This window comes from Reticulibacter mediterranei (assembly GCF_016587455.1).
In genome coordinates this window covers 242,565-255,724 of the sequence record NZ_BNJK01000002.1, presented here as the reverse complement: position 1 = coordinate 255,724, position 13,160 = coordinate 242,565, and the positions used below count along the sequence as shown (strand labels likewise).

Sequence of the window (13,160 nt, the reverse complement as noted above, 5' to 3'; positions counted from 1 at the left end):
CGCTCGCCGGACGTGTATGATAGGGGCATGGAAACGATCTCGACCGATTTTGACCTGTACTATCGCGCCATCTGTAGCCGCGATCCCCGCTTCGATGGGCGCATTTTCACAGCAGTTACAACAACCGGCATCTATTGTCGGCCAATCTGCCCGGCACCAACGCCACATGCACATCATGTCCGTTTCTACTCGTGCGCGGCAGCCGCAGAGGCGGCCGGATTTCGCGCCTGTCGCCGCTGTCACCCTGAGGCGAGTCCAGGGTCGCCCGAGTGGAATCTCCGGGCCGATCTGGTGGCGCGTGCGCTGCGTATGATTGCCGATGGCGTGGTGGATACTAATGGTGTGGCGGGACTGGCTAACCGATTGGCTGTTAGCGAGCGACATCTGCACCGCGAACTGGTGGCAGAGGTTGGAGTCGGTCCACTGGCCTTAGCACGCACTCGACGCGCCCAAACCGCCCGTTTGCTGATCGATCAGACCGATCTATCGCTTACCACCATCGCCTTTACCGCAGGGTTTGCCAGCATTCGCCAGTTCAACGAGACAATGCAGGCCGCGTTTGGCTGTACTCCGTCAACGTTTCGTCGCCGCACGCTCTCGGGACAGGGCAGCGAGGGCAAATTGACGCTGCGTTTGCAGTATCGCCCGCCGTTTGATTTCGATACGCTGCTGGGATATCTGCAAAAGCGCGCTATTACAGGCGTCGAGGAGGTCGTTGAGCGGCGCTATCGGCGTACGGTTGTTCTGCCCCGTTCGCGTGGCGTGATCGAGTTGGAGCCAGCTGAGAAGACGCACGCCATCCTGCTACATTTGCAATTGTCCGATCTCAGCGACCTGAGCATGCTTGTCCAGCGCTGCCGCCACTTCTTCGACCTCGATGCGATCCCCGCAGCTGTTACCGATGTGCTGGCAACCGATTCGCTATTGGCTCCGCTGGTGGCCGCGCGCCCAGGATTGCGCATCCCTGGCACGGTGGATGGCTTTGAGCTGGCGGTGCGTGCGATTCTGGGGCAACAGATCTCTGTAGCGGGCGCACGCACACTGGCCGGACGCATCGTTAGCACGCTTGGCGAGCCATTAGAGCAGCCATCGGGTACGCTTACCCATTATTTTGCAGCTCCCCAGACCGTTGCATCGTCTGAATTGCAGGGATTGGGCCTGACGAAGAGCAGAATTGTGGCGCTCAGAGCCCTTGCTCGTGCCGTTGCCGAGGAAGGATTGGAGCTTGACCGCAGCGCAGAGCGAGAGCAGACGATTGGCCGCTTGCTGCAATTGCCCGGCGTCGGTCCCTGGACAGCATCATATATTGCGATGCGCGCACTGGGCGACCCGGACGCCTTCCCGCTTACCGATCTTGGCCTGCAACGCGCCCTTGAGCGACACGGCGTGCCTGCCGACCGCAAAAGTATCGAGAAACGCGCCGAAGCGTGGCGTCCCTGGCGCGCCTACGCAACACATCACCTCTGGGCCAGCCTCGCAACAGTCCCAACGCCTCGCTAATGAAAAGGAATATATTACACTTTATATGATGAAAAGTTCCTTTCAAAAGCGGTAAGCTCATTCGTAGTGGAGCGATTTATCGCGTTGGCAGTGGTGCCTGTGCAGCGGCCCCAACGCGATAAATCGCTCCACTACGAATGAGCTTCCAGGGTTTGTTCGTAAAAAATCATCATGTAGCATCAACCGGGCGGGAGACGGCGAGCGGCCACAACCCTTTCCCTGGCTCAATCACCTGGCCTCCGCTACTGTATGACCAGGTTGAGACAATGGCTCGACTTCCGTCACCTCCCCATGCCTTTTGGAGATGCTCAGTATCTCTGAATAACTTTCCCCAGTCTTCTTTGCTTGTGTCAGCGACAATGAACCCTGCAATAGTCTTGCTTTGAGAACGCTGTGAGAGGTTATAAACAACAGCTGTAACGGAGAATATATGTCTTGCAGCGTGATCTGTGTCTGGACGATGCCAATCTTTGGAGCATACACCAATGAGACAGCTTTTTTCTTCTTCTATCCATTGAGCGAGATCTTTCATTGTATGCCCGGAATCCCACTGGCTTGGAACACCGAAGTCCTGTAAGAGGATACCAATCATTTCGAGTTGCAGACCACGATTATTTTCAGGATGATAGCCGAGACGATGATAGCTATAACGAAGCAGATCGTTTTCAGTGGGATATTTTGTTATGCCTCTGATGTTCACTTTAATGTTCTGTTGGCGGAGGAACATTTCACTGGCTGCGGCGAAGCACGTCTGATTGTCATTGAAATCATTGATTCCCTGGCAATGATGAAACCTGGAGAAGAGTATGTCATTGCCCACGACTTCTACATGTGTGCCCCGGTCACTTGCTTTATGAGTGAGTTGATCCAGGGTAGTTCTGTATCTGTCAAGGCGAAATGGACCTGTTTCCTGGATAGAGGAGCTGCTCTCCTGCCTGATCTCATGCATGGATCTGACAAAGAAGGGGCGCAATGGATTTGCTTGCTCTCTAGAGCTACTCTCCTGCTGCTCGTCTCCTCGGTGGAGAGGCGAAGGAAATCTCTCGGACTCTCTGTTCGCGGGCCTGACAAAAATAGGGCGGAATGGGTCTTTTTCTTCGTTCCCAGCGTTCGGATCGCTTTCTCGATGGAGAGACAGCGCATGAAATCTGGGAGATCGCCTGAGTGGATTCGCGGGGTGCTGTTCAGGGGGCAATAAGCCGGTTTCCTGGATACCCCGATTCACCAACCAGCCGTCTTCTCTTTGGAGAGGCTCAGGAGAACTGCGGGGTCGCTTATTCGCGGGTCCGACATAGAAGGCCTGGGGCTTTTCAGGGATGTAGGATGGTCCTGTTTCTTCGCCAGCTCTGCTCGTCAACTCTGGGTAGGAAGGCGAAGAAGATCTGCGGGACTGCCTGGTCTCACGTGAGGGTCCGACAAAGAATGGGCGGGATGGATCTCTTTCTTGGAAAGAGGAACTGCTCTCCCCCCGTTCACCTTCTCTTCTTTGGGGAGCATGTGCGCGCATGACATCGAAGGTCCGGGGTTGTTCAGAAGGGCGGAATGGGTTTGTTCGTTCCACTGGCCGACCGTCTCCCTGCCCGAAACGCGAGGGAAGTTCGTAGGTCCGCCTGAGTGCATATCGAGGCAGGAAATTGGTAGAGCGCTCTTCATCAGAGGTATCGCGGGCGTTTGGGTCCTCGTTGGTAGCGCGAGTTTCGCGAAAACGTCGCTTTGGCATCTTTAGAACCTTCCTTTAGTCCACGCTCAGAGGAGACGAGCATAGGCGTCCCAGGCCAACCTCGCAACAGCCCCTGCGCCTCGCGAAAACGGTGTATGAAGAGGTGTTACCCTGGCAAGGCGTTGGAAGCCTGATGTGTCACACCTTCTAAAAGCATCAGCACGACATTGTGGGTCATTTGTTCCGATGACATTGCAATGGTATCCTGGCTCCACTGAATAGCTGCTCCGAGGATCGTCCAACTCATGAACTGCGCCATCATCTCTACTGGTATCCGCCATCTCATTTGCGTGTTTCTGTTCTGCTTCAACCAGATGACGAGGTGTGTCGCCAGCTCCTCCCGGATGGTCTGTTCAATGAGAGGATCGACGATATCCAATGGGGGACACGTACGATACATGTTCTTGAAATAGTCTAACGTGGTCTGGGTGAGCAGGTACAAGGTCTTTCGCTCCCATTGGGACTGAGGCGGGAGCATGCCTGTCAGCACATCCCGGAATCCCTCACGGATAATGGCCTCCAATAACGCATATTTGTCTGCAAAGTGAGCGTAAAAGGTTCCTCGATGGACGTTGGCGCGCTCGGTAAGCTCCTGAATACTCATGGCGGTTAAGCCTTTCTCTTGCAAAATGTTAAGAAAAGCCTGCTCTAAGACTTGACGGGTGCGTTGGGCGCGTCGATCAACGTTTTTCGAAGGTGTTGCCATTTAGAAAGTACTCCTGTTCCTGCTTGTTTTGACCACGATGCCAGCCTGGATGAAATGCACTTTTTCCCGACAGTCAGGCTGCTTTGTTCCCTAACCGACAAAAAGGCGCGTTTGCACATGGTTTGTCGGGCATTTCCCCAGTATCATTGTAAACAACGCTTGCCAGATCAGGCAAGAGGATTCTCTAGTCAATTGTGTTAAGGAAAAGAAGGAACATATATGCCAAAGACAGATCAATCTTTGAATCAGGATATTATCAGAGATTTTCGTGAGAATAACGGGCAAATCAAAGGCACGTATCCATTAAGCGAACCTTTTAAGGGTGTGCCGGTTTTGCTGCTTCATACCAGGGGCGCACAAAGTGGATTGGAACGGGTGAACCCAGTAGCCTATCTTGCCGATGAAAACCGCTTGTTCGTCATTGCCTCTGATGCTGGAGGTCAAAAGCATCCTGCCTGGTTTCGCAATGTGCTGGCACATCCCGAGGTGGTGACAGTTGAACTGGGAACAGAGACCCTGGCCGTACGGCCAAAGATCCTTGAGGGCGAGGAACGGGAGACTTTCTATCAGAAAATGTCCGTCATCTTCCCTGTTTTCATTGAGTATCAACAGAAAGCACATCCGCGCCTGATCCCAGTGGTCGAGTTGATTCGCCAAAGTGAAGCATAAAGAGTCCCTCAACCAGCTTCTCCGGTCATCTCCCCCGCTTCGTAGTGGAGCGATTTATCGCGTTGGTGGAACCGAACTACAGGCTGCCCCAACGCGATAAATCGCTCCACTACGAAATGCGGGAAGTGAGAATCCCAAACGATTTTCTGCTTCCTCTAACGTTCTATATGATATAGCACAGAGATGCGTAATTCTGTGCTATATCATGTTTATGAGCAAAAACAATGCTGCTGCAAAGGGAATGGTACAATTGTATGGATAGTTACGATTGTTACACAACCCGATAGTGCTACTTTGTTTGGTTGTGTAACAATCATGTGAGAGAATAAAACACAACCTTTGTGACAAAAGAGCGTTGTTTCTGACGCAAAGACGCGTTTGAAGATGCAGAGGACGTTATCAGCGCAGATCGACAGGCGGCGTGAAGCCAGGTATAGCGTCCTTCGCCGTTGATAGCATGCTGCTTTTCAAAACATGGTAGAAAACGTTACCTGATCTAATTGTGATACTATATCTACAGATTGAAATCATCAGGTAAACAAATTGTCAGCAAGGGAGTAAAAAACTGCCACTATGGAAGCAGGTATTATTGTTGTTGTTGTGCTGATTATTATTGTTGCGGCTGTTGCAGTATTCGTTTTTCGCAGAAGAGGACAAGAGAGCCAGGAACCGCAAACAGGGCTAAATGGAGAAACTATCAGTGCAACTGTTCTGGAAATAGAAGAGAAAACAATATTGGTGAATCCGACCATAACCGAATTTGGCAAACGCTATTTCATCAAAGCGGAATGGATCAACGACGCCAACCAGCGAAGCTACTTATTCACCAGCGCTCCACTGCCCGAAGTGCCGGAGCATATTCACGTTGGCGGCCCTGTCAAAGTGCGCCTCGATCCCGAAGACCCCTATGAATATATAGTGGTATTGACTCCTTAGCTTCAGCAGAGCATGGGGAGGGAACTGACACACCTTCCCCCGGCAGTGATCTCCTCACCATCATCGTCCGACGATTTATTGTGGGAGCCTCCAGGTGGCGGGCGAGGCTCTCAACGTTTCCCGACCACAGCAATTTCATATATTCATCTTTCTTTCTTGTTGCGGTGACGACACACCCGAGGAAATGTGTTAGAATTCTGAGGCATTCTTTTCTTTGTATGAATGAGGCCAATAAGATGGAAGAAGAAGTACGACACGATTATAATCGCAAGCCAGGGAGCGAAATTCAGGGATCGTACCGGCTGACCAAAGCTGAGGCGGCTCGGCTGGCGACCCTGCTGGAATCGCTGGATATCAAGCCGACCAACGATAACATCAAAAAGGTTGTGCGCTGGCTCATCACACAGTTCGAGAAGGTTGATCCCGCCGACATTCAACGCCTGTTTCTTTCAGAATATCCCAGGCACCATGCCGCAATCATCGCGCTAGAGAAGGCGGGCATACAAATTGCGAACGAACGGCGCGGTATCGGCAAGATCAAGGCACGGGGAGCGTTGCAGCTGGACCTCTTGCGCAAAGCCAGCGAGTTCGCGGTGGTAGAAGAGGAGATGAGGCGTGGTGAATGTGATATGCAAAAAGTACAGCACAAAATGTGTAGCGTTCTCTATTATGCAGCACTGGAATTCCTCTATGATCGCGACGAGGGCGTTTTTAACGATATAGTATCTCGCTACGCTGAACGAGCTGATTTGACGGACGAAGAGGCGCTGGCTGCGGCAGTGGCGAAATGGACGCAGCGAGCAGCCACGCCAGGCAGTTGGCGACAGACCGATCCCGAAACCTCGTATCGAGAGGAGTGTCAGGCGATGGAAATAGCCATTCAGCGGGTGCGACAAAAAACCTCCACATAACTTCGTACACCTTGACAAATGTATTAGATATCTGTTACATAGCTATGTAATAGATATCTAATACATGTCGGAAAGGAAGAAAAGACATGCTATCTCTCGTTTCTCGCGCATTTTTGCTGGCATCTGAACTGCACGCCAAACAGGTTCGTAAAGCGTCCTTTGTGCCGCGCGTTCCCTATCTCAGTCATCTGATGGAGGTTGCGGGAATGGTGATGGCGAGCGGCGCGCCTGAAGAGGTGGTGGCGGCTGCACTGCTGCACGATGCCATCGAGGATCAGGGAAACCAGACGCGCACTAGCATTGAGGAGCAACTGGGTGCTACGGTCCTCGCCCTCGTCGAAGAATGTACTGAGCCGGGAACGGGAGGAGCCAGCAAAGCGCCCTGGCGTGAGCGGAAAGTTGCGGCCCTGCAACGCGTCGAGCATCTTTCGCTGGGTGCGTTTATGATTATGGTCGCCGATAAGCTGCAAAATGCACGCGAGGTAGGTTATAACGTCATGTTGCGTGGCGATGAAGCATTTATCGGGTTCCGCGCCGACAAAGCTTCCGTTCTCTGGTTTCAGCAGCAGATGATACAGGCGATGCAGCAACGCCTTGCCGTCCTCAGAGCGGAACTGCCGCAGGAGCCGTTGCTGTTGATTACATCCTGCTGGCTGCAAGAGTTGAAGTCCGTTGGCAGCTTTCTACAAAGCCACTGACAATTCCTATCAAAAGCGGGAACCCCATTCGTAGCGGAGCGATCATTGGTGCATCCGGGAATTGAGGGGGCAGAGAATGTTGGGTTCCCGCGTTAGTTCGTAAAAATTAATTTTTTTGGAAATCAGCAAGAATTTACAAGCGCTTTTGTAAAGGGTCAGGTATTATAGTAATCGACGCATGTATAGCTTTTCTGGAAAGAGGAATCACACTTTTATCCCGAGCTGTTATGCTGGATGATGGGATATGCTCTTCTCTTGACTACATAGAGAAGTCTATACATGCAATGCTACTAGTATGAACAGTCTGTCAATGAGGTACAATAGAGGGAGGTGTTGATCTTTTTATCCTAAGAGGTGGTTTATGCGTTTCCCACTCAGATCTTTGCTCATTGGAGGTGCGCTCGGCATTACAACTACGGCTGCCGCGACGATTGGACAGCATTACCAGCATTGGAGGCGGCAGCTAAGAGAGCGCCTGGAAGCTGACAGTCAGTCAATCAAAACGCCACAGGGTTTAGTGGAATATCGCCTGGAAGGAGAAGGCCCGGCACTGCTGCTTCTGCATGGCAGCCCCGGTGGGTACGACCAGGCCATTGCGCTGGCTCATTTCCTCGAACTGCAAGACTATCGCGTGATTGCTCCCTCGCGGCCCGGTTATCTGCGCACGCCGCTGGTTAGTGGCAGAACGCCCGAAGAACAGGCCGATCTCTACGCTCAGCTCCTCGACATACTGAACATCCCAGAGGTGGTTGTCATTGCCATTTCGGGTGGAGGCCCATCGGCGCTGCAATTTGCGTTGCGGCATCCTGAGCGCTGTCGTGGGTTGGTTATGATTGCTGCCCTCTCGCAAAGCTATTCGGAGGACGAGACCTATCGCGCCCTACCCTGGGCAACGCGGCAGCGCAAGCGTGTGATAGATCGCTTGCTGGCTTCAGATCCCACCCTCTATCTACTGCTCACGCTCAGTAAACAATTACCACCTGATGTAGAAGCTGAAATAGGCAATGCTCGCGAAATGTTATCATCACTCTCATTGAGTGAATTGCGCGAATTTGGCTACGAAAACGACATGGAGCAGTTTGCCGATCTACCACATTACCCTGTGCGAGACATCATTGCGCCGACGCTGCTGCTGCACGGCACCGATGATATCGAGGTGCCGTTTGCACAATCAGAGCAACTCGCTCGAAGGATGCCACACGCGCGCCTGGTGACGGTCTACGACGCCGATCACTTCACTGTTCTGTCCAATGAAGTTGCGGTTCCGGCTGTGAGACGCTTTTTGCGCAAAATTTACTTGCAAGAGCATTTTAGCTCAGAATGGATGAAATAGAGCAGCATCAGAGATCACCCTAACCGGAACCGGGCCTATGATACTGTTATGGCATTATCACCTTGTCAGCGGAGGTGGCGGTTGTCGCCTGATATAGTTGCTGACAAGCAGAGCTACAACCGTCACGAGGTACAGTTGCCCGAGGATGGCCTCGATTACGGCGAATGTGCGCGGCAGGTTTCCCTTTGGCACGAGGTCGCCATAGCCCACCGTGGAAAGCGTGATGAAACTAAAGTAGAGGTAGTCCTTCATGCTGGAATTGCCAGCGGAGACGAAAAAGGCGGTAAAGTCGCCGAGGACGGCGTCGGCGGAGGCGAACAACATCCCTATCATCAGGTAGACACTCAGGGCACCAAAGATCGTCTCCGAAGTGACAAGGGGATCTTTCAGAATTCTGAAAACGATGGCTAATGAGGCAAGGGCCAGCAGGACAGTCTCGATGAATTTAGGGAACACGAGCGACCGGTCTGCACCGCTCAAAGCAAGAGAGAAGACCAGCACAATCGCAATCAGGAGAATCGTAGCGAGAGAGACCTGGATACGCACGCGAGCGACTCTGAGTATGATGACGAACCCGGTCCCAATAAGCACGTTGGCGACGAAGTGTGTCAAGGCAGTAGTGGGAGCGGCTTCGAGAAGCACGTAGACACTCACAATCAGCACAAGCACAAGACCATAGCTTTCGTCATTCCAGATGCGCTTGAGCAGGTGGGTATTCTGAGCTGTGGCCTCAACAGGAGCGTTGTTCATCTTATCTCCTCCTTAGCCAGCATCATTGATCAGGATATCAACGGTCAACTCCCGCCGCTACGTCTCCTCAAACACGGCACGAGCAGCCCTGGCACTACTGAGATCTACGACAATCATCTCAATACGAATAATTGTACTGATTCGCTAGCTTGTCTGCAAGCACATGTAAAAGATCTTCCGAGCGTGCGACAAAGAATAAGATGAGAGCCAGTAGCAGCTAAAGCCTGTGCGAAGGTTGCGCAAGGGCTAACAATCTTCTAGCGAAGAAGCAGCGCTGTTTTCTGTCGCGAGACGGGCCTGAATCTCGGCGAAATGAGCTGCCATCGCTTCTGCCGCTGCGGAGCCGTTACCAGCCTGAAGCGTGTCAACGATGCGCTGGTGAACCTTGACGGTTGCGATAGGTGATTTCACATTGCCCGGCAACAGATCGCGCACGCTATGAAAGGCGTCCCAGAACGCTTGCAAGATCTGGATCATCAGGTGATTGCTGAGTGGTTGGTAAAGGGCAACATGGAAGGCGCGGTCCTCCTCGGGAAAGATCTGGCCCTGCTGCGCTTTCTCACTCATGGCCTGAACCAGTTCGTCGAGCCTGGCAAGTTGCTCTGCTGTCACCTGCTCCGCGAGGCGGCTCACCAACCCACATTCCAGCACCTGACGAATTTCCAGTAATTCTCGTAATGTACGTAAATCTCGCTTCACATCGAATAAAATGCGGAAAGCCAGACCATCCGCCAGAGCATTCAGCGAGAAACGCCCAACAAATGATCCCTGCCCATGACGCGTCTCGACGATATCCAGTGTTTGCAGCACCTTCAGCGCTTCCCGGATTGCGTTGCGGCTGACCCCTAGGTGGCTGGCAAGCTCCGTTTCGCTCGGTAGTTCGGCCCCACTTTCCAGGTGTTGCTCGATGATAAATTGCTTGATCTGCTCCTGAATGGCCTGCTGCAACAGCTCTCCACGCAGACCTGTATTTGAGATGGACATCAACCCTTGATTTCCTCGCCTCTTATTGGTTACAATAATCATATCAACTTGTAGGACATCCTACAAGTAACTGAAAATCAGTTCGTTTCTATTATACCATGCTCATCCGCATGCTGGACCTGCATGTGCTCTCGTTGTCGTAAATAGGGAACCCCGTCGTAGTCGAGCGATTTATCGCGGGGTAGATTGCATAACGAGCGCCCCGCGATAAATCGCTCGACTACGACGGGGATGACGACACGCAGTCCTGACGTATGGACGAGCAGATGTAAGTACGTATTTGTGTGTAGTAGCCTTTTCAAAAGAAGGAGGTTCTGCAATGGCGACGAATGCGGCAAGGCTGCCCTGGTACAAAGAACTATCGGGGGCACAGATTCGTGGCTTCTGGGCGGCCTGGATGGGTTATGCCCTGGATGGTTTTGATTTTGTCATCATTACCTATGTTCTGACCAACATTGAGCAGGAATTTCACCTCGATCTCGTTACGGCCAGCACGCTGATTAGCGCGGCTTTTATCAGTCGCTGGATCGGCGGGGCCGTTGTTGGCAGTATTGCGGATCGCATCGGGCGCAAGCAAGCGATGATTGCTGGCATCTGGCTCTATGCGCTTGGCACCTTCCTCTGTGGCTTTGCCTGGAACTACTGGTCACTCTTCGCTTTCCGTCTGATCGTTGGCCTGGGGATGGCTGGTGAATACAGTGCCAGCGCGACCTATGTGCTGGAAAGTTGGCCAAAGCGTATTCGCAACAAGGCGAGCGGCTTTCTGCTCTCAGGCTATACCGTTGGTAGCATCGTCGTTTCGCTGATCTATCCCTTTATCGTCACTCATGGGGGCTGGCGCTGGCTGTTCTATCTTGGCATCATTCCTGTGTTTGTCACTCTCTACATGCGTACCAACTTGCCTGAGAGCGCCGAGTGGGATAAGGCGAAGGAGCGGGGCAACACAGCGAAAGGCATCTCCTTCTTTCAACTGCTCTCCGGGCAGTGGTTGCCTGTGCTGCTCACAATTATCTTTTTTATCTTTTCTGCATTTATGATGAACTGGCCTATTCAATCGCTGCTGCCAACCTACCTCAAAACGACCGGGTTTGATCCAGTCGGGGTCGGCCAGATTATGTTCCTTGCGAACTTTGGCTATCTGCTAGGCACGCTCTGGGCGGGCTTCCTGGGCGACTGGGTGGGCACACGCCGGGCCTACATCTACACGCTGTTAGTCTCGCTGGTCTTGATTATCCCGATTTTCTGGCTCGGTCATTCCGCCATCCTCTTGCTTGGAGCGCTGGTTTTTCTACTGGAGTTTACCAGTATCGGCATATCGGGGCTGCACCCGAAGTACATGTCAGAGCATTTCTCAACTGAGGTGCGCGGAGCAGCGCTGGGCGTTGGCTATAATCTTGGAGCGCTGGGCGGAGCTGTCGCACCCATTTTGGGAACGGCGCTGGCATCACAGATTGGCCTGGGCAACGCGCTGGCCGCGCTCACCTTCTTCTGGACGCTGGTGGTCATCGCTATTGTCGCCTCCAACCTGCCAGGCCGCGTCTCCCGTCGCGCAACTGCCGCAATTGCAGAGTTTAGCGATGATACGGAACAGATAGACGAGACGCACAACCCGCAACCTGCCGGGTAAATGATAATTTCGTCAATTGAAAGAAGAATAGTGCAGAGGCAAAGAAGGTTGAGTTTCTCGTAGCGACAAGGGGTGTTGGGGGTCTTGGTGGGGGCCTTGCGCTTGTCGCCGTTGGGTCTGGGATTGAGAAACAGACAAACGGTGTGGCGAGAGCGACAAGCGCAAGGCCCCCACGTCCCCTCCACACCGCTCCTTGTCGCTACGGGTGGAGGGAAACCTTCTCTTCCAAGCACCAATTATTGCGCAATTACGATGGTAGATTTGAAAAACATATAGAGAAAGTGGAGATTCTAAAAATGGCTCACCTGCCCGAAGACTTTGGGGGGATCGTGCCTCCTTTGAGCACGCCGTTCACCCCATCATTTGAGGTTGATGTTGCATCGCTCGAACGTTTGATCGAGTTTCAGTTAGCAGCCGGCGTGCATGGTATCTTTGTGCTCGGTTCCACCGGGGAGGCGGCGTTTCTGACGGATCAGCAGCGTGCGACGGTGATCGAGGTGGCGGTGCGAACGGTCGGCGGGCAGGTGCCGGTGCTGGCCGGGATCTTCGACATGACCACCGCACGCGTTGTAGAGCATGCTCAAACTGCCCGTCGCCTCGGTGCGGACGCTCTGGTGTTGACCGCGCCATTCTATACCCGGATCAGCCAGAGCGAGATTAGCGAGCATTTCTGGCTCGTGCATGTTGCCGTTGATCTTCCCTTGTTTGCGTACGATATCCCCTCGGCAGTCTCCACAAAGATTGCTCGCGAAACGATGCTGCGCCTGGCCGAAGATGGCGTCATTCGCGGCATCAAGGATAGTAGCGGAGACGAGGCCAATTTTCGCGCTCTGCTCCTGGCGCTTGGAGGTCGTGCCGATTTCTCGCTATTTACTGGCTCAGAACTGCTTGTCGATGCGGCGTTGCTGTTTGGTGCGAACGGCTGTGTTCCCGGCCTGGGCAACATCGATCCTGCTGGCTACATGCGGCTCTATCAGGCAGCTCAGGCGGGTGATTGGCAGCTTGCACGCCGCGAACAGGAGCGGCTGTTTCGCCTCTTCGATATCGTCTCCGTTGGCTTGCCGCGCATGGGCATCGGTTCCTCCGCGATGGGGGGCTTCAAAACCGCTCTCAAGCTACGCGGCGTGATCGCTACCAATATTACCGGTCGCCCATCGATCCAGTTGAATGCCGAAGAGGTGGAACGCGTGCGTCAGGCATTAATTACGGCGAACTTATTATAATGAGTTTTCACTGCCAGCATTGGGAAATCCCCATCCGGTTGTAGTCGAGCGATTTCTCGCGGGTTGCCGTGTGCTTCCCCCGCGAGAAATCGCTCGACTACAA

At 53.2% G+C, this 13,160-nt stretch carries 13 protein-coding genes; 8 read left to right on the top strand and 5 right to left on the bottom strand.

Going from position 1 to position 13,160, the window contains the following annotated elements; translation table 11 throughout:
• The first annotated feature begins 27 nt into the window (after window positions 1–27).
• A complete protein-coding gene (locus K3T83_RS39335) occupies window positions 28–1,500 on the top strand; it encodes a DNA-3-methyladenine glycosylase 2 (protein ID WP_236065166.1) in 1,473 nt (490 codons plus the stop codon).
• Between the two features lie 169 nt (window positions 1,501–1,669).
• Here the strand turns inward: K3T83_RS39335 and K3T83_RS39330 are convergent, their stop codons facing one another.
• Together K3T83_RS39330 and K3T83_RS39325 are read right to left on the bottom strand one after the other, a co-directional pair.
• Entirely contained in the window at window positions 1,670–3,220 is a 1,551-nt protein-coding gene (locus tag K3T83_RS39330) for a hypothetical protein (protein ID WP_220208607.1), read from the bottom strand.
• A 106-nt stretch (window positions 3,221–3,326) separates the two neighbouring features.
• Window positions 3,327–3,926: a TetR/AcrR family transcriptional regulator gene (locus K3T83_RS39325; RefSeq protein ID WP_220208606.1), complete on the bottom strand. Its 600-nt coding sequence runs from the start codon at window positions 3,924–3,926 to the stop codon at window positions 3,327–3,329.
• A 219-nt stretch (window positions 3,927–4,145) separates the two neighbouring features.
• Here K3T83_RS39325 and K3T83_RS39320 point away from each other — a divergent pair, with 219 nt between their 5' ends.
• The 5 genes from K3T83_RS39320 to K3T83_RS39300 all read left to right on the top strand — a co-directional run bounded on the left by K3T83_RS39320 (window position 4,146) and on the right by K3T83_RS39300 (window position 8,473).
• Window positions 4,146–4,595 carry a nitroreductase/quinone reductase family protein gene (locus K3T83_RS39320; RefSeq protein WP_220208605.1) on the top strand — a complete coding sequence of 150 codons (450 nt, stop codon included), beginning with the start codon at window positions 4,146–4,148 and terminating at the stop codon, window positions 4,593–4,595.
• Window positions 4,596–5,168: 573 nt separating this feature from the next.
• Window positions 5,169–5,531 (top strand): hypothetical protein, encoded by a 363-nt coding sequence (locus K3T83_RS39315; RefSeq protein WP_220208604.1) that lies wholly within the window; start codon window positions 5,169–5,171, stop codon window positions 5,529–5,531.
• 236 nt (window positions 5,532–5,767) lie between these two features.
• On the top strand, window positions 5,768–6,442 hold the full coding sequence (locus K3T83_RS39310; RefSeq protein WP_220208603.1) for a hypothetical protein: 675 nt from the start codon (window positions 5,768–5,770) through the stop codon (window positions 6,440–6,442).
• An 86-nt stretch (window positions 6,443–6,528) separates the two neighbouring features.
• Window positions 6,529–7,140: an HD domain-containing protein gene (locus K3T83_RS39305; protein ID WP_220208602.1), complete on the top strand. Its 612-nt coding sequence runs from the start codon at window positions 6,529–6,531 to the stop codon at window positions 7,138–7,140.
• Window positions 7,141–7,501: 361 nt separating this feature from the next.
• Entirely contained in the window at window positions 7,502–8,473 is a 972-nt protein-coding gene (locus K3T83_RS39300) for an alpha/beta fold hydrolase (RefSeq protein ID WP_220208601.1), read from the top strand.
• A gap of 57 nt (window positions 8,474–8,530) precedes the next feature.
• On the opposite strand, the gene K3T83_RS39295 is transcribed toward K3T83_RS39300, so the two are convergent.
• From K3T83_RS39295 to K3T83_RS39285, 3 genes are all read right to left on the bottom strand, one after another.
• Window positions 8,531–9,223, bottom strand: a complete 693-nt coding sequence (locus K3T83_RS39295) for a potassium channel family protein (protein WP_220208600.1) — start codon at window positions 9,221–9,223, stop codon at window positions 8,531–8,533.
• Window positions 9,224–9,469: 246 nt separating this feature from the next.
• On the bottom strand, window positions 9,470–10,207 hold the full coding sequence (locus tag K3T83_RS39290) for a FadR/GntR family transcriptional regulator (protein WP_220208599.1): 738 nt from the start codon (window positions 10,205–10,207) through the stop codon (window positions 9,470–9,472).
• Between the two features lie 77 nt (window positions 10,208–10,284).
• On the bottom strand, window positions 10,285–10,509 hold the full coding sequence (locus K3T83_RS39285) for a hypothetical protein (RefSeq protein ID WP_220208598.1): 225 nt from the start codon (window positions 10,507–10,509) through the stop codon (window positions 10,285–10,287).
• A 17-nt stretch (window positions 10,510–10,526) separates the two neighbouring features.
• Here K3T83_RS39285 and K3T83_RS39280 point away from each other — a divergent pair, with 17 nt between their 5' ends.
• Window positions 10,527–11,834: an MFS transporter gene (locus K3T83_RS39280; protein WP_220208597.1), complete on the top strand. Its 1,308-nt coding sequence runs from the start codon at window positions 10,527–10,529 to the stop codon at window positions 11,832–11,834.
• Between the two features lie 296 nt (window positions 11,835–12,130).
• Entirely contained in the window at window positions 12,131–13,057 is a 927-nt protein-coding gene (locus K3T83_RS39275; protein ID WP_220208596.1) for a dihydrodipicolinate synthase family protein, read from the top strand.
• Window positions 13,058–13,160: the final 103 nt, after the last annotated feature.

Bases quoted from the DNA above. Each gene is read 5' to 3' on its own strand.
- K3T83_RS39335 (WP_236065166.1), top strand. From the start codon at position 28: ATGGAAACGATCTCGACCGATTTTGACCTGTACTATCGCGCCATCTGT.
- K3T83_RS39330 (WP_220208607.1), bottom strand. From the start codon at position 3,220: ATGCCAAAGCGACGTTTTCGCGAAACTCGCGCTACCAACGAGGACCCA.
- K3T83_RS39325 (WP_220208606.1), bottom strand. From the start codon at position 3,926: ATGGCAACACCTTCGAAAAACGTTGATCGACGCGCCCAACGCACCCGT.
- K3T83_RS39320 (WP_220208605.1), top strand. From the start codon at position 4,146: ATGCCAAAGACAGATCAATCTTTGAATCAGGATATTATCAGAGATTTT.
- K3T83_RS39315 (WP_220208604.1), top strand. From the start codon at position 5,169: ATGGAAGCAGGTATTATTGTTGTTGTTGTGCTGATTATTATTGTTGCG.
- K3T83_RS39310 (WP_220208603.1), top strand. From the start codon at position 5,768: ATGGAAGAAGAAGTACGACACGATTATAATCGCAAGCCAGGGAGCGAA.
- K3T83_RS39305 (WP_220208602.1), top strand. From the start codon at position 6,529: ATGCTATCTCTCGTTTCTCGCGCATTTTTGCTGGCATCTGAACTGCAC.
- K3T83_RS39300 (WP_220208601.1), top strand. From the start codon at position 7,502: ATGCGTTTCCCACTCAGATCTTTGCTCATTGGAGGTGCGCTCGGCATT.
- K3T83_RS39295 (WP_220208600.1), bottom strand. From the start codon at position 9,223: ATGAACAACGCTCCTGTTGAGGCCACAGCTCAGAATACCCACCTGCTC.
- K3T83_RS39290 (WP_220208599.1), bottom strand. From the start codon at position 10,207: ATGTCCATCTCAAATACAGGTCTGCGTGGAGAGCTGTTGCAGCAGGCC.
- K3T83_RS39280 (WP_220208597.1), top strand. From the start codon at position 10,527: ATGGCGACGAATGCGGCAAGGCTGCCCTGGTACAAAGAACTATCGGGG.
- K3T83_RS39275 (WP_220208596.1), top strand. From the start codon at position 12,131: ATGGCTCACCTGCCCGAAGACTTTGGGGGGATCGTGCCTCCTTTGAGC.